The following is a 15,227-nucleotide window of genomic DNA, read 5'->3' as shown; positions in this document are numbered from 1 at the left end:
TGTCGCCTCGTCGCTCGTGTCCCAGCCGTTTCAGGTGCCGGCGTGTCTCGCCGTGTGCGCCGCGATGGCGTCGATGATCTGCGGCCACATCGGGATCGGCAGGGCGTGCCCCATGCCCGGAATGCGCAGCAGCTGCGCGCCTGCGATCGCATCGGCCACGTCGATGCCGCAGGCCACCGGAACCAGCGGGTCGTCGTCGCCGTGGACCACCAGCGTGGGCACGCGCACCTTGCGCAGCGCGGGCTTGCGGTTGCCGGAGGCGAGGATGGCCGCGAGCTGCCGCGCCACGCCGGCCGGGTTGAGCCCGCGCAGGAAGACGAGCTGCGCCTTCTCGGCGTCGCGCGATTCGTCGAGCGGGAAGCTCCCGGGCCCGCGCAGCACGCGCCACACCTTCGCGTAGTGCGCCTGGTAGGCCGCGAAGGTGGTCGGCGCGGGCGAGAACAGCACCGCCATCGCCTCGGGCGTGGGCGGCGGCAGGCCCGGCGCGCCGGTGCTCGACATGATGCTGGTGAACGACAGCATCCGCTGTGGATGGTGGATGCACAGTTCCTGCCCGATGGCACCGCCCATCGAGGCGCCCACGACGTGGGCCCGCTCTATGCCCAGCGCATCGAGCAGCCCGACGCAGTCGGCCGCCATGTCGCGCAGGTCGTAAGGCGTCCGCAGCGGAAGCCCGGCCACCGCCTGCGCCATCAGCGCCTGGATGTCGGGCACGCCCAGCAGCGTGAGGTGCGTCGAATGGCCGATGTCGCGGTTGTCGAAGCGGATCACGCGGTGCCTGCCGGCCTCGGCGAGCCGGGCGCAGAAGGCGTCGTCCCAGGCCACCATCTGCGCGCCGAGGCCCATCACCAGCAGCAGCGGCTCGGCGGCCGGGTCGCCGAAGCTGTCCCAGGCCAGCTCGATGCCGTTGGCGCGCGTGCGGTGCTCGATGCGCGGTGGAATTGCAGTCATGGCTGCGCGCGGAGGCCGTCCGTCGGAGCTGTCTCTTGCCGGCTCACTTGCGCTGCAGCATCTTCGTCACTTCGTCGACGTTCGCCTGGATGCGCTGGCGCACCACGTCGAAGGCATCGGCCTGCGACTTGGCCGCCAGGTTGGCCAGCTCCTTGATGTCGTCGATGGCGCGCTGGAACGACTGGCGGCCCAGTTCGTCGAGCTTGGCGAGGTTCTCCTTCGGGTCCTTGCCCGGCATCTCCTTGGCGGCGGCCTGCCATTCGGAGATGGCGCTCTTGATCATCTCGGTCTGGCGCTGCACGACGGTCTGCAGGCCCTGGTAGGACTTCTCGTTGGCCTCCATCAGCGCCGCGAGGTCCTTGCGTCCCGCTTCCAGCAGCTTGCCGGCGCCGCCGGTCAGGTTCAGGCCCTGCAGCCGGTCGGCCATGCCCTTCAGCGGATTGAGCATGTCCGCGACGTCGGGCGCCGCCTTCTTCGCGCTGGCGGTGCTGCTGCTGGCAGTGGTCTTCTTGGCGGCGGCTTTCTTGGCAGTGGCCATGGTGCGGAATCTCCTGTGACGGTGGACGTTGGTAGGGAGGGACCGGCCCGGCGGCCGGAAACCCTCGCCACGATACGCCGCGCCGGCGCGCCGGAGCTCACCGCGGCCGCAAAAATGCCTGCGGGATTTCCCTTGGGTGCGTGCCGCCTTCGCTGCCCGCCTTCACTCCTACATCGGCGGCGCGAAGCCGTTGCGCCCGGCCGTCACGCGCAGCGCGGTGGGCGTGCCGTTCTTCTCCTGCGCATTCACCAGCACCCGTGCGCCCGGCACCAGCAGTGCGTCGGTACCGGGCCGGAAGGTGACCACCGGAACGTCGGGCGGCACCACGACGGTCTTCTCGCCGCCCTTGTAGGTCAGGTGCAGCTGCTGGCCGCCGCGCACCGACTTCGGCGCCGCGGCCAGGTCTGCGACCGTGGCGTTGGTCATGGTGCTTTCGGGCAGCAGGTCCCAGGGACGATGGCCCTCGCCCGTGCCGCGCGCAGCCTCGGGGAACACGACGACTTCGAGCGCCTTCTGCGTGCCGTCGGGTTGCGGCATGGCGGCGGTGCCGATGAAGCTGCCGCGCTTGATGTCCGAGAGCTTGATCGGGTAGACCTCCGACACGGGCAGGCCGGCGGGCCGGGCGAGCGAGACGACCTCGCCGCTGCGGTCCTGCACGACCAGGGTGTTCGCATCGACGCGCACGAGGGTGCCGCGGATGCGGACGGTGTCGGCGTTCTGGGCGGACGCGCCCGCCGGAAGCAGGGCGGCGGCCAGGCCGACGGCTGCAGCAAGGGCTGCGAGCAAGGTCCTGGGCGTGCTGGAGGAGTGGATCTGCATGTTGGCTTTCAGGGGCTGTGGGCCGGCCAATGTACGTCGCGCCGGCGAAACGTGCAGGCGGCCGTCTTAGGCCTGAATGAGCAACGAAAAAAGGCCGCATGCCACGCGATGCGGCATGCGGCCTTCCTGGCTTTCAGGGCGAAGCGCCCGCGGCGTCAGTCGATCAGGCCGATCTCCATCGCGCCGGCCGTGGCCGGGTTGCGCGAGCCGACCATCGCGAAGAGCTTGCTGCTCTGGCTCGCGAAGTGGTAGTTCGGGCCGATGAAGGTCGCCGCGCGCATGTTGAGCGGGCCGTTCGTGCCCATCGGAGCCAGCGACGCGTTGAGCGTGGCGCTGGTGCCGTCGGGCAGCGTCTGGGTGCGCGTGTAGTAAGACGCGTCGATGCCGGTGCTGCCCCAGCCGCCGATGGTGGCGCCGCCGCGCGCGATGACGGTGGGCCATGTGGCGCGTTCGGGCAGGCCGATGCGGAACACCGACCTCGGGGGCGTGGACGCCACGTTGCCGGCCGAGAGGTAGATGTTCTCGCCTGCGACGCGCGCGACCGCGAAGGTGCCGTTGTCCGACGGATTGGCCACGTTCACGATGCGCCAGGTGTCCACGGTGGTGCCAGCCGACACGGTGTACGTCAGCACGGATGCGGAAGGACAGTTGTCGATCCGGTAGATCACGTTGTCGTTGCACAGGTAGAGCACGGTGCCGCCGTTGGCGATCTGGATCTGGGTGATCGACGAATCGCCGCCGGTGGCCGTCATGTTGATGCCCAGCCGGTTGTAGGTGCCGTCGAGCGCAGCCTGCGTCTTCACCAGCGCGCGCGATGCCACGAAAGGCCGCACGGCGTAGCTCTCGGGCGTGACCTGCGCGACCGCGAACGGGAACGCGCCGACCACCGTATCCGTCGTGAAGCGGAAGCGTGCCGTGTTGGCGGCGCCCGTGATGCGGCTGCTCGCGAAGATGAAGCTGCCCGGCTCGGCCGTGTCCTCGGCGAAGCTGCCCGAGGCGACGGTGCCGGCGGCATCGGTCATCTCGTAGCGCTTGCTGTCGACGTTCAGCGCCAGCGTCTGCCGCGAGCCGTTGGTGGCGTAGACCTTGTAGCGCCCGTTGCGTGCGTCGGGCGTGGCGCCGTTGTCGATCAGGTTGAGCTGGATGTAGCCCTGCGTGGCGGTGTTGCTGCGCGCGCCCACCAGCACCGAAAGCTCGCCGGCCTGCATCGCGAAGTACTTGTTCGCCCCGGTGAAGTTGACGCCGCGGATGCCCAGGGGCTGGTTCGCGTAGGCGGTGCTGTCCACCGGCATCGTCAGGGTGCCGTAGGTATCGTCGGTGCCGGTGGAGGTGCGCACCGTGCTGGTCGTGCTGATCAGGTTCGTGCCCCAGCTGCCCGTGGTCGACGAGCCGATGCCGCGCGTGGTGGGCCAGCTCGACGACTCGGGCAGGGCGATGCGCAAGAACTGCTGGGCCGGCGAGACGCTGACGCCTGCGCCGAGGTACACGTTCTGGCCGCCGATGCGCGCCACGCGGAAGTTGGCGACGTCGCTGCTGTTGGCCACGTTGGTCGCGACCCAGGCGTCGTCGACCCCCGGCGTGACCGCATAGGTGCGCTTCGAGGCGGCGGGGCAGAGGTCGATCCTGTAGACGATGGCGTCGTTGCAGAACTCCAGCACAGTGCCGCTGCCCGACAGGCGCATCGACAGGATCGTCGAGTCCTGCGCGCCGCCGGGGCTGCGCGTGACGCTGAAGCGGTTGTAGGTGCCGTCGATCAGCGCCGCGGTGGTGACGAAGTCGCGCGCCGCCACGAAGGGCTGCGCGGCGTAGGCAGCGGGGCTCGAGTACGCGGTCTGGAACGGGAACGCGCCCACGATGGTGTCGCTCGTCACGCGGAAGCGCGAGGTGTTGGCCGCGGTGGCGATGCGGCTGCTCGCGAACACGTAGGTGCCCGGCTCGGTGAAGTCCTCGGCGAAGGTGCCGGATTCGGCCACGCCGAGGTTGTCCGTCATGGTGTAGCTGCCGGCGTCGAAGTCGACCGAGAGCTGCTGCTGCGTGCCGTTGGCCGCGTAGACGCGGTAGTTGCCGCTGCGCGCATCGGCCGTGGTCTTGGCTGCCGCCGCGGGCGCTTCCGGCTTCGTGCTGCCGCCGGTTCCCAGCGAAAGCCCGCCGCCGGAGCCTCCGCCGCCCCCTCCGCAAGCTGTCAGCAGGGCGACGAGGCCCAGGCTTGCGAGATGTCTTTTTTCCATCCTCATGTGACGCTTCCCTCTCTTTTTGAATGGGCCCGGCAGGGCGCCGGCCGGCTCCTGGACCGAGCCCGGGAGAATCGTAACCAAAGGTCAACACGGGGCCGGGGACGCCGGATGTCAGCCCCCCGGCAGCTGCGGCGCGGCCAAATCCCGCGGCATTGGCGCGCCCGGTCGCCCCGTCTACAATCCGCCCCTCCGAGGAGCGTTGCAGCGCCGTCAGGCGTGAGGCTCGGACCACATACCGCAACGACGCTCACCCGCTGTTCTTGCGGTGAGCCCATTTCCCGTATCCGGCGGCATCTTTCAAACCAGTTTTGTTGGAGTTCCCATGAGCGCTGTTCTCAAGCCCACCCCCGTTTCGACCGCCGACCAGGCGATCGCCGACCTGTCCCTGGCCGCCTGGGGCCGCAAGGAAATCCGCATCGCGGAAACCGAGATGCCCGGCCTGATGGCCATCCGCGAGGAGTTCGCGAAGTCGCAGCCGCTGAAGGGCGCGCGCATCACCGGCTCGCTGCACATGACGATCCAGACGGCCGTGCTGATCGAAACGCTGCAGGCGCTCGGCGCACAGGTGCGCTGGGCCTCGTGCAACATCTTCTCGACGCAGGACCACGCCGCCGCCGCCATCGCCGAGAAGGGCACGCCGGTGTTCGCGATCAAGGGCGAGTCGCTGAAGGACTACTGGGACTACACCCACGCCATCTTCGACTTCGGCCCCAAGGGCTCGAAGGGCGAAGGCCCGAACATGATCCTGGACGACGGCGGCGACGCCACGCTGCTGATGCACCTGGGCCAGCGCGCCGAGAAGGACCAGAGCGTGCTCGCCAACCCGACCAGCGAGGAAGAGCGCATCCTCTACGCCGCCATCAAGGCCAAGCTGGCCGTCGACGGCACCTGGTACACCCGCAAGTCGGCCGAGATCATCGGCGTGACGGAAGAAACCACCACCGGCGTGCACCGCCTGAACGAGATGTCCGCCAAGGGCACGCTGCTGTTCCGCGCGATCAACGTGAACGACTCCGTCACCAAGAGCAAGTTCGACAACCTGTACGGCTGCCGCGAGTCGCTGGTGGACGGCATCAAGCGCGCCACCGACGTGATGATCGCCGGCAAGGTCGCCTGCGTGGCCGGCTACGGCGACGTGGGCAAGGGCTCGGCCCAGGCGCTGCGCGCGCTGTCGGCGCAGGTGTGGGTGACCGAGATCGACCCGATCAACGCCCTGCAGGCCGCCATGGAAGGCTACAAGGTCGTGACGATGGAATACGCCGCCGACAAGGCCGACATCTTCGTGACCACCACCGGCAACCGCGACGTGATCCGCCACGAGCACATGGCCGCCATGAAGGACCAGGCCATCGTCTGCAACATCGGCCACTTCGACAACGAGATCGACGTCGCTTCGATCGAGAAGTACGAGTGGGAAGAGATCAAGCCGCAGGTCGACCACATCAAGTTCCCCGACGGCAAGAAGATCATCCTGCTGGCCAAGGGCCGTCTCGTGAACCTGGGCTGCGGCACGGGCCACCCGAGCTTCGTGATGTCGTCGTCGTTCGCGAACCAGACCATCGCGCAGATCGAGCTGTTCACCAAGCCCGACGCCTACCAGGCCGGCAAGGTCTACGTGCTGCCGAAGCACCTCGACGAGAAGGTCGCGCGCCTGCACCTGAAGAAGGTCGGTGCCATGCTGACCGAACTGACCGACGTGCAGGCCGCCTACATCGGCGTCGACAAGAACGGCCCCTACAAGCCGGACACCTACCGCTACTGAGCGGGGGTGGCAGCGACAGCCGCAGCAGCGCATGCGCGCCGATCAGTTGCTGGTGGAGCGCGGCCTGGCCGCGTCGCGTTCGCAGGCCGTGCGGCTCATCGCCGGCGGCTTGCGCTGGCGTGACGCGGGCTCGGGCGACGCCTGGCGCAATGTCGTCAAGAACAAGGACGACGTGCCGGAGTCTGCCGAGCTCGAACTGGTCGATGCGGCGGAAGCGCGCTATGTTTCGCGCGGCGGGCTCAAGCTCGAGGGCGCGCTGGCGGCGAGCGGCATCGACCCGGCCGGCTGGCTGTGCCTCGACGTGGGCCAGTCGACCGGCGGCTTCACCGACTGCCTGCTGCAGCGCGGCGCCGCCCGTGTGGTGGGCGTCGACGTCGGCCACGGACAGCTGCATGCGCGGCTGCGCGAGGACGAGCGCGTGGTGGCCATCGAGGGCATCAATGCGCGTGCGCTGTCGGCCGACGATCTCGGCGAAGAAGGCGATGAAGATGGACCCCGCTTCGACCTGATCGTGGGCGACCTGTCGTTCATCTCGCTCACGCTGGTGCTGCCGGCGGTCGTCGGATTCATGGCCGATGAAGGGCGCCTGCTGATGCTGGTCAAGCCCCAGTTCGAGCTGCAGCCGGGCCAGATCGGCAAGGGCGGCATCGTGCGCGACGACGCGCTGTACGCGGTGGTCGAGAAGCGCCTGCGCGATGCCTGCGAGGCGCTCGGCCTGCGGGTGCTGCAGTGGTTCGACAGCCCGATCGCCGGGGGCGACGGCAACCGCGAGTTTTTCATTCACGCCGTTCGCGCTGTTCAGGCGAGCGGTTCCTAAGGAGACGCAGGTGCGCCTTCCGTTGAGTTTCGAATTCTTCCCGACCAAGACGCCCGAAGGCGCGGTCAAGCTGCGCGCGGTGCGCCAGCAGCTGTATGCGCGCAAGCCGCAGTTCTGCTCGGTCACCTACGGCGCGGGCGGTTCCACGCACCAGGGCACCTTCGGTGCGGTGCAGGAGATCCTGTCCGAAGGCGTGGACGCCGCGAGCCACTTCTCGTGCATCGGCGCCACGCGCGCCACCGTGCGCGAGCAGCTCGCCGAGTTGAAGGCCATGGGCGTCAAGCGCCTGGTGGCCCTGCGCGGCGACCTGCCCAGCGGCTACGGCATCGGCGGCGAGTTCCAGTATGCGAGCGACCTCGTGGGCTTCATCCGCGAGGAGACCGGCCGCGACTTCCACATCGAGGTGGCCTGCTACCCCGAGATCCACCCGCAGGCCCGCTCGCCCGAGGCCGATCTGCAGGCCTTCGCCGCCAAGGTGAAGGCGGGCGCCGACTCGGCGATCACGCAGTACTTCTTCAGTCCCGAGGCGTATTTCCGCTTCGTCGACGACGTGCGCAAGCTGGGGCTCGACACGCCGATCGTGCCGGGCATCATGCCGATCACGAGCTCGACGCAGCTCATGCGCTTCTCGGACGCCTGCGGCGCAGAGATCCCGCGCTGGATCCGCCTGCGGCTGCAGAGCTTCGGCGACGACACGGCGTCGATCAAGGCCTTCGGCCTCGATGTGGTCACCGACCTGTGCGCGCGCCTGCAGGAAGGCGGAGCGCCGGCGCTGCACTTCTACACGATGAACCAGTCGGCGGCCACGCTGGCTGTGCTGGAGCGCCTCGATTGAGAGGGCGCGCGGGGTTCCGGGCGGCGCTTGTCGCGGCGACCTGCGTTCTTGCGGGATGCGCCATGCCGCCTGCCACCGACGCCGAAGGCGGCGGTGACGGGACGAAGCTGCTGCCCCTGCCTCGCGCCATCGCGGTACCTCCGGGCGCTGCCGCGCGCTCCAGCGTGCCGGCGGTGCGCTATGACCTCGCCGTCTCAGGCATGGGCGAGCAGGCCCCGGACGACGGTATTCCCGACGACGGGCCGCGCGAAATTTTCGAGCGCGGCGGCGCCTCGTGGTACGGCATCCAGTTCCACCAGCGCAAGACCGCCAGCGGCGAACGCTTCGACATGAGCGCCATGACGGCGGCCCACAAGACGCTTCCATTCAACACGCGCGTGTGCGTGCGCAGCCTCGTCAACGGCAGCGAGGTGCTGGTGCGCATCAACGACCGCGGCCCCTATTCGGCGGGACGCGTCATCGACCTGAGCCGCGCGGCGGCCGACCGGATCGGCCTGACGGGGCTGGGCATCAAGCAGGTGGCGCTGACGGTGATCGACCGCGACGGCATGCGCTGCGGCGGCCTGCCGGTCGAGGCCGGCGATGCGGCGGCGCCCGTCGCTTCGAGCGAACCGCAGCAGCGGGCGCGTGCGCCGGCTCCGGCGCGGCGCAAGGCCGTGGTGCCGCCCCGCCGCCGCAAGTAGGCAGGCAGATGCGACAAGGGCGGCTTGCTCAGCCGTCCGAATCGAGCGAGAAGGCGGCGTTGCGGTCCTGGCCCAGGCGCTGCACCAGCTGCGGCAGCGCGGCCGCCAGCAGCGGCTTCAGCGTGTAGGGCGGGTTGATCAGGAACATGCCGCTGGCCGGCAGGCCCGGCCGGTGCGTCGCGCCCGATGCGGCGTCTTTCGTGATCTTGCTGGACTTGACCGTCAGCGTGGCGTGGAGCCACGACTTGCCGGCCTTGGTCGCCATTGTCTTGAGCCGGCGCGGCAGGTCGTGCGCCTCGGGCCGCGGAATGATCGGATACCAGACCGCGTAGGTGCCCGTGGCGAATCGCTTGAGCGCCTCGGCCATGAAGTCGAGCACGCGGCCGTAGTCGGTCTTCATCTCGTAGCTGGGGTCCATGAGCACCAGCGCGCGGCGCGACGGCGGCGGCAGGAACTTGGTGGCACTGCCGAAACCGTCCTCGCGCAGCACCGCGATCTGGCGGCCGGCCTCGAGCTGGGCGATGTTGGCGTCCAGCGTGCGCGCGTCGGTGGGGTGCAGCTCGAAGAGCTTGAGCTTGTCGTGGTCGCGCAGCAGGTGCTGCACGATGAAGGGCGAGCCGGGGTAGACGCGCGCGCCGCCCTTGGGGTTGAAGTCGCCGATCACGCCCAGGTAGCGGGCGATGGCGTCGGCCAAGGGGGCATCGGCCTCGGCTGCCGCTTTTTTGATAGCAGGCTTCGCCGGGGCGGCGGGGCTGTCGGACGTTTTACTGTCGGAAAGGAGGCGCAGCACGCCGTCGGCAGCCTCACCGCTAGTGCCGGCGTAGTCGCCGTCCAAACGGTAGAGGCCGGCGCCGGCATGGGTGTCGACGACCGTCAGAGCTGCCTCTTTTTCGAGCAGGTGGTCGAGCGTGGCAATCAGCACCGTGTGCTTGAGCACGTCGGCGTGGTTGCCGGCATGGAAGGCGTGGCGGTAGCTGAACATAGGGGGAGGATGGTAACGGTGTTGGGGCCGCCAAGGCATGAATTTGCCTGCGTGGGGCCATTCTTCGTATAATCGTGGGCTTCGCAGCGTTTTTGTGGTCCCGCGGCGAAGACTTCGAAACCCACCTAAGAGATTCCCGTCAGAGGAACGCCGACCGTGGAAAAGGGCCCGCCAAACCTTCTTGCAAGAGAAAACTCATGACCAAAACGTTCAGCGCCAAGCCCGCTGACGTGACGCACGAGTGGTTTGTGATTGACGCGACCGACAAGGTCCTCGGACGAGTAGCCAGCGAAGTTGCTCTCCGTCTGCGCGGCAAACACAAGGCCATTTATACGCCTCACGTCGACACCGGTGACTTCATCGTCATCATCAACGCATCGCAACTGCGCGTCACCGGCGCCAAGTCGATCGACAAGGTGTACTACCGTCACTCGGGCTACCCGGGCGGTATCACGGCGACCAACTTCCGCGACATGCAATCCAAGCATCCGGGCCGCGCCCTGGAAAAGGCCGTCAAGGGCATGCTGCCCAAGGGTCCGCTCGGTTACGCGATGATCAAGAAACTCAAGGTGTACGGTGGTGCTGAGCACCCGCACGCCGCCCAGCAGCCCAAGACGCTGGAAATCTAAGGAGCCTTGAGAATGATTGGTGAATGGAACAACGGCACCGGCCGTCGCAAATCGAGCGTCGCCCGCGTGTTTCTGAAAAAGGGCTCGGGCAAGATCACGGTCAACGGCAAGGACATCCAGGATTTCTTCGGCCGTGAAACCTCGATCATGATCGCGAAGCAACCCCTCGCGCTGACCAACAACCTCGAAACCTTCGACGTGATGGTCAACGTGCACGGCGGCGGCGAATCCGGCCAGGCCGGCGCGACCCGCCACGGCATCACCCGCGCGCTGATCGACTACGACGCAGGTCTGAAGTCGGTGCTGAGCCAGGCTGGCTACGTGACCCGCGACGCTCGTGAAGTCGAGCGTAAGAAGGTCGGTCTGCACTCCGCCCGTCGCCGCAAGCAGTTCAGCAAGCGCTGATCCGCTTCCTGCAAGCGAACAAGAAGCCGCCTTCGGGCGGCTTTTTCATTGGAGGCCCTGGTGCCAGGTTGCTCCGACCCCACTTGCAATGGGGTGCGAGCCGGCCATGGCCTGCCGAGATCGCCTCATTGCAGTAGGATTCGTCCCATTGGCCGCACATCCGGCCCCCTCCCAAGGAGTTATCAGTCCATGAGCGCCGTAGCCGAAAACATCCAGACCCAGATGCCCGAGCCGATCATCTTCACCGACAGCGCGGCAGCCAAGGTGGCCGACCTGATCGCCGAAGAAGGCAACCCCGACCTCAAGCTGCGCGTGTTCGTGCAGGGCGGCGGCTGCTCCGGCTTCCAGTACGGCTTCACCTTCGACGAGATCACCAACGAAGACGACACCACCATGACCAAGAACGGTGTGTCGCTGTTGATCGACGCGATGAGCTACCAGTACCTGGTCGGCGCCGAGATCGACTACAAGGAAGACCTGCAGGGCGCCCAGTTCGTGATCAAGAACCCGAACGCCACCAGCACCTGCGGCTGCGGCTCGAGCTTCTCGGCCTGATCCGCCGGATGCCGTTGAACCCCCAGCCCGCCTGAAGAAGAAAGCCGCCTTCGGGCGGCTTTTTCGTTCCCGTCCCTTCTTTCTGCCCAGCCCGCCCCCCATGACTTCCGAGGCCGAAGCCACCGAACATCCCGTCCGCAAGAGCCTGCTGTGGCTCGTCGCCGTCGGCTTCTTCATGCAGACGCTCGACGCCACCATCATCAACACGGCGCTGCCGGCGATGGCCGCGAGCCTCGGCGAAAGCCCGCTGCGCATGCAGTCGGTGGTGGTGGCCTATGCGCTCACCATGGCGATGCTGATTCCCGCCTCGGGCTGGATCGCCGACCGCTTCGGCACGCGGCGAGTGTTCTTCTCGGCCATCGTGCTGTTCGCGCTGGGTTCGGTGCTGTGCGCGCTTTCGCACAGCCTGGGCCAGCTGGTGGCGGCGCGCGTGCTGCAGGGCCTCGGCGGGGCGCTGCTGCTGCCCGTGGGCCGGCTGTCGCTGCTGCGGACGGTGCCGCGAGGGGAATTCCTCCAGGCGATGAGCTTCGTGGCCATCCCGGGGCTCATCGGGCCGCTGCTGGGGCCGACGCTGGGCGGGTGGCTGGTGCAGTACGCCTCCTGGCACTGGATCTTCCTGATCAACGTGCCCGTGGGCCTGCTCGGGTGCATCGCCACCCTCAAATACATGCCCGATCTGCGCGGCGTGACGCTCAAGCGCTTCGACAGCGTGGGCTATGCGATGCTGGCCTTCGGCATGGTGGCGATCTCGCTCGCGCTGGATGGCGTGGGCCTGCGCCAGGGCGGCGTGCTGGTCGTGCTGATCTTCGGCTTCGCGAGCATTGCCGGCTACTGGCTGCGGGCCTCGCGCACGCCCGAGCCGCTCTTCGCGCCCTCGCTCTTCCGCGTGCCTACGCTCAGCATCGGGCTGATCGGCAATCTGTTCTCGCGGCTGGGCAGCAGCTGCATGCCCTTCCTGGTGCCGCTGCTGCTGCAGGTGTCGATGGGCTACTCGCCCGTGCACGCCGGGCTGATGATGCTGCCGATCGCCCTGGCCGGCATGGCCATGAAGCGCGTCGCCACCCCGCTGATCAGGCGCAACGGCTACCGCAAGGTGCTGGTGATCAACACCATCCTCGTGGGCTGCACCATGGCCAGCTTCGGGCTCACGGCGCCGGGCCAGCCGATGGCGCTGCACGTGCTGCAGCTGCTGGCATTCGGGGCGGTCAATTCGCTGCAGTTCACGGCCATGAACACCATCACGCTGAAGGACATGGACGGCAGCATGGCCAGCAGCGGCAACAGCCTGCTGTCGATGGTGCAGATGCTTGCGATGAGCATGGGCGTGGCAGCCGCCGGTGCGGTGCTGGCGGGCTACAACGGCGTCTTCGGCACCGACACGCCGGCCCACACGCTGGACGCCTTCCAGGCGACCTTTGCGACCATGGGGCTCATCACGATCGCTTCTGCCTTGATCTTCTGGCATCTGCCGTCAGAAGTGCGCGCGCCGCACCCGGCACAGCCGGAGGTTTCCGGCCAGGGCTGACCCGGCCTCAGGCGGGGTAGATCGCGCCCAGCACCCGCGCGCCGCGCGCGCCGGTCACGCTGGCGAGATTGCCGGGCTCGCGACGCACGGTGGCGCGGGCAAGCCAGGCGAAGGCGGCGGCCTCGACCTGCAGCGGCGGCAGACCGTGGTCTGTGGAGGCCTCGACCGCAACGCCCGGCAGCAGGGCGCGCAGCCGGTCGAGCAGGTGGCCGTTCAGTGCGCCGCCGCCGCAGACGATCAGCAGCCTGCCATCTTTTCCGTAGCTCTTGAGGTCCGCTGCGCAGGCGTGTGCGGTCAGCTCGGCCAGGGTCGCCTGGATGTCTTCCGGGGCCATGGCGGTGGTGCCGAGCTGCGCCGCCAGCCAGGCGGGGTTGAAGAGGTCGCGGCCGGTGCTCTTGGGTGGCGTCCGGGCGAAATACGGATCCGCCAGGAGCTGCGCGAGAAGCTCGGGCAGCACCTTTCCGCTGGCCGCCCACCGGCCGCCGCTGTCGAAAGGCTGCCCTTGATGAGCCTGGCACCAGTGGTCCATCAGCGCGTTGCCGGGGCCGCAGTCGAAGCCCAGGACGCTGACCGTACCCTCCGGCCTGTTGGTGGCCGGCAGCAGGCTCAGGTTGGAGATGCCGCCAATGTTCAGTACCGCGACCGTCTCGTCGGGCCTGGCGAACAGCGCGCGGTGGAAGGCCGGCACCAGCGGCGCGCCCTGGCCGCCGGCCGCGAGGTCGCGGCTGCGGAAGTCGGCCACCACGTCGATGCCGGTCAGCTCGGCCAGCAGCGAGGGGTTGTTGATCTGGAGCGTGTAGCCGACCTCGTCGAACTCGAGCGGCCGGTGCCGCACGGTCTGGCCGTGCGCGCCGATGGCGGTGACTGCGCCGGCGTCGGTGCCGCTGTCGGCCAGCAACTGGGCCACGACACCCGCGTAGGCGCGGGCCAGCCCGTTTCCGGCCAGTGCGGCGCGGTGGAGTTCGTTGTCGCCCGGTGTGTTCAGCGCCAGCAGCTCGGCGCGCAGTGCCACCGGAAACGGGGCGGTCGCGTAGGACCGCACCGCGATGCGTCCGCCTGAAAAGTCGGCGAGCACGCCATCGACGCCGTCGAGCGAGGTGCCCGACATGAGGCCGATGAAAAGCTCGGCCGCCATCGCCGCGGAATCAGTCGGCGCTGGCCTGGATGACGGAGAAGGCCGCAGCCAGTTCGGTGCGCGCGCCGGAAGCGACGCGCTCGAAGGCCGGACGCATGGCAGCGGTGATCGGCGCGCCGCCTTCCTGTGCGATGGAGGTCGGGTCCTGGTAGACGCCGCCCACGCGGAATTCGAAGTGCAGGTGCGGGCCGGTCGCCCAGCCGGTGGAACCCACCGCGCCGATAGCCTGGCCCTGGCTCACCGCCTGGCCGGCCTTGACGTCGATGCGGCTCAGGTGCGCATACGCCGTCTGCTGGTTGTTGCGGTGGTTGATGATGACGATGTTGCCGTAGCCGTTCTGCGTGCCGGCGAAATCGACCGTGCCGTCGCCGACGGTGCGCACCGAGGTGCCGGTGGGCGCTGCGTAGTCGATGCCGTTGTGCTGGCGCCAGCTGTTCAGGATCGGGTGCATGCGCATCGCGAAGCCGCTGGACACGCGCGAGAACTCGACCGGCGTCGCCAGGTAGGCCTTGCGCAGGCTGTCGCCGTTCGGGCGGTAGTAGCTGCCCTTCTGGCCCGCGCCCGGGGGCTGGAACCAGACCGCCTGGTGGATCTTGCCGTTGTTCTCGAACTCGGCCGACAGCACGCGGCCGCTGCGCAGCGCCTGCCCGTCGGCCTCGAAGGTCTCGTACACCACGGCGAAGCGGTCGCCCTTGCGCAGGTTGCGCACGTCGACGTCGCCCGCGAAGATGTCCGCGAGCTGGCTGGCCACGGCGTCGGGAATGCGCGAGTCGTCGGTGGCGGCGAACAGCGAAGTGCGGATGGTGCCGCTGGCCAGGCGCGTGCCCGGGGTCAGCGAGTCGCGCTCGGTCACGCCGGAGAAGCCGGTGGGCGTGCGCTCGATGACGAAGCGCTTGAAGCCGCCGTCGCCGTCGGGAATCCAGCGGGCGCTGAGCTTCTTGAGCTGGTTCTCCTGCGTGGCCTCGGCCGTCACGGTGCGGCCGGCGCGCGAGAAGAGCGCGTTGCGGGCCTCGACGCTGCCGCGCACGAAGGCGGTGGCGGCCGGGTCGGAGATGCCCAGGCGCTTCAGGAGCGCATCGGCGGTGTCGCTGGAGCGGGTGACGTCGGTGCGAAAGAGGGTGAAGCTGAAGTTCTCGAGCGATTCGCTCTGGTCGGCGAACGAGACCGGCGCCGTGGCTTCGAGGATCTGGTGGACGGGGAGGTCGGATGCGTCCGGACCGAGCGATGCCACCGCGAGGGTGCCGGCGCTCAGCAGCACGGTGGCGATGGCCGCGGTGATCTGCCTTGGGTACGTCCGGAATGTATAGGCCACGCGAGAAGCGAGAAGCTCCTCGGCGGCAAGAATGCCGTTGATCAA

At 68.5% G+C, this 15,227-nt stretch carries 15 protein-coding genes and 1 riboswitch; of the genes, 8 read left to right on the top strand and 7 right to left on the bottom strand.

What is annotated here, in order from left to right; genetic code table 11:
• Positions 1-30: 30 nt before the first annotated feature.
• From ACTJLF_RS05990 to ACTJLF_RS05975, 4 genes are all read right to left on the bottom strand, one after another.
• Entirely contained in the window at positions 31-951 is a 921-nt protein-coding gene (locus tag ACTJLF_RS05990) for an alpha/beta fold hydrolase (RefSeq protein ID WP_440882676.1), read from the bottom strand.
• Between the two features lie 43 nt (positions 952-994).
• Complete coding sequence (phaP, locus tag ACTJLF_RS05985) at positions 995-1,489, bottom strand: TIGR01841 family phasin (RefSeq protein WP_019656368.1); 495 nt, start codon at positions 1,487-1,489, stop codon at positions 995-997.
• A gap of 168 nt (positions 1,490-1,657) precedes the next feature.
• Positions 1,658-2,308 (bottom strand): hypothetical protein, encoded by a 651-nt coding sequence (locus ACTJLF_RS05980; protein WP_019656367.1) that lies wholly within the window; start codon positions 2,306-2,308, stop codon positions 1,658-1,660.
• Positions 2,309-2,463: 155 nt separating this feature from the next.
• Complete coding sequence (locus ACTJLF_RS05975; protein ID WP_440882675.1) at positions 2,464-4,542, bottom strand: hypothetical protein; 2,079 nt, start codon at positions 4,540-4,542, stop codon at positions 2,464-2,466.
• Between the two features lie 187 nt (positions 4,543-4,729).
• A riboswitch (S-adenosyl-L-homocysteine riboswitch) is annotated at positions 4,730-4,798 on the top strand.
• A 66-nt stretch (positions 4,799-4,864) separates the two neighbouring features.
• Here ACTJLF_RS05975 and ahcY point away from each other — a divergent pair.
• From ahcY to ACTJLF_RS05955, 4 genes are all read left to right on the top strand, one after another.
• Complete coding sequence (gene ahcY, locus ACTJLF_RS05970) at positions 4,865-6,304, top strand: adenosylhomocysteinase (protein ID WP_019656365.1); 1,440 nt, start codon at positions 4,865-4,867, stop codon at positions 6,302-6,304.
• 31 nt (positions 6,305-6,335) lie between these two features.
• On the top strand, positions 6,336-7,121 hold the full coding sequence (locus tag ACTJLF_RS05965; RefSeq protein WP_440882674.1) for a TlyA family RNA methyltransferase: 786 nt from the start codon (positions 6,336-6,338) through the stop codon (positions 7,119-7,121).
• Between the two features lie 10 nt (positions 7,122-7,131).
• Entirely contained in the window at positions 7,132-7,956 is an 825-nt protein-coding gene (gene metF / locus ACTJLF_RS05960) for a methylenetetrahydrofolate reductase [NAD(P)H] (protein WP_019656363.1), read from the top strand.
• 62 nt (positions 7,957-8,018) lie between these two features.
• Positions 8,019-8,639: a septal ring lytic transglycosylase RlpA family protein gene (locus ACTJLF_RS05955; protein ID WP_019656362.1), complete on the top strand. Its 621-nt coding sequence runs from the start codon at positions 8,019-8,021 to the stop codon at positions 8,637-8,639.
• A 28-nt stretch (positions 8,640-8,667) separates the two neighbouring features.
• On the opposite strand, the gene ACTJLF_RS05950 is transcribed toward ACTJLF_RS05955, so the two are convergent.
• On the bottom strand, positions 8,668-9,621 hold the full coding sequence (locus ACTJLF_RS05950) for a 23S rRNA (adenine(2030)-N(6))-methyltransferase RlmJ (RefSeq protein WP_145761399.1): 954 nt from the start codon (positions 9,619-9,621) through the stop codon (positions 8,668-8,670).
• 197 nt (positions 9,622-9,818) lie between these two features.
• Between ACTJLF_RS05950 and rplM the strand changes: the two genes are divergently transcribed.
• From rplM to mdtD, 4 genes are all read left to right on the top strand, one after another.
• Entirely contained in the window at positions 9,819-10,250 is a 432-nt protein-coding gene (gene rplM, locus ACTJLF_RS05945; protein ID WP_019656360.1) for a 50S ribosomal protein L13, read from the top strand.
• Between the two features lie 12 nt (positions 10,251-10,262).
• Positions 10,263-10,655 (top strand): 30S ribosomal protein S9, encoded by a 393-nt coding sequence (rpsI, locus tag ACTJLF_RS05940; protein ID WP_019656359.1) that lies wholly within the window; start codon positions 10,263-10,265, stop codon positions 10,653-10,655.
• Between the two features lie 189 nt (positions 10,656-10,844).
• Positions 10,845-11,210 carry an iron-sulfur cluster insertion protein ErpA gene (gene erpA / locus ACTJLF_RS05935; protein ID WP_019656358.1) on the top strand — a complete coding sequence of 122 codons (366 nt, stop codon included), beginning with the start codon at positions 10,845-10,847 and terminating at the stop codon, positions 11,208-11,210.
• A gap of 100 nt (positions 11,211-11,310) precedes the next feature.
• Complete coding sequence (mdtD, locus tag ACTJLF_RS05930; RefSeq protein ID WP_019656357.1) at positions 11,311-12,735, top strand: multidrug transporter subunit MdtD; 1,425 nt, start codon at positions 11,311-11,313, stop codon at positions 12,733-12,735.
• 7 nt (positions 12,736-12,742) lie between these two features.
• On the opposite strand, the gene ACTJLF_RS05925 is transcribed toward mdtD, so the two are convergent.
• A complete protein-coding gene (locus ACTJLF_RS05925) occupies positions 12,743-13,870 on the bottom strand; it encodes an anhydro-N-acetylmuramic acid kinase (RefSeq protein ID WP_132753444.1) in 1,128 nt (375 codons plus the stop codon).
• A gap of 10 nt (positions 13,871-13,880) precedes the next feature.
• Positions 13,881-15,227 (bottom strand): M23 family metallopeptidase, encoded by a 1,347-nt coding sequence (locus ACTJLF_RS05920; protein ID WP_126184777.1) that lies wholly within the window; start codon positions 15,225-15,227, stop codon positions 13,881-13,883.

The sequence above is a fragment of the Variovorax sp. 22077 genome (genome assembly GCF_052044195.1).
In the GTDB taxonomy this organism is placed as follows: Bacteria; Pseudomonadota; Gammaproteobacteria; order Burkholderiales; family Burkholderiaceae_C; genus Variovorax; species Variovorax atrisoli.
The sequence above is the reverse complement of the archived record's forward strand: the minus strand, read 5'-3'. Positions and strand labels throughout refer to the sequence as shown.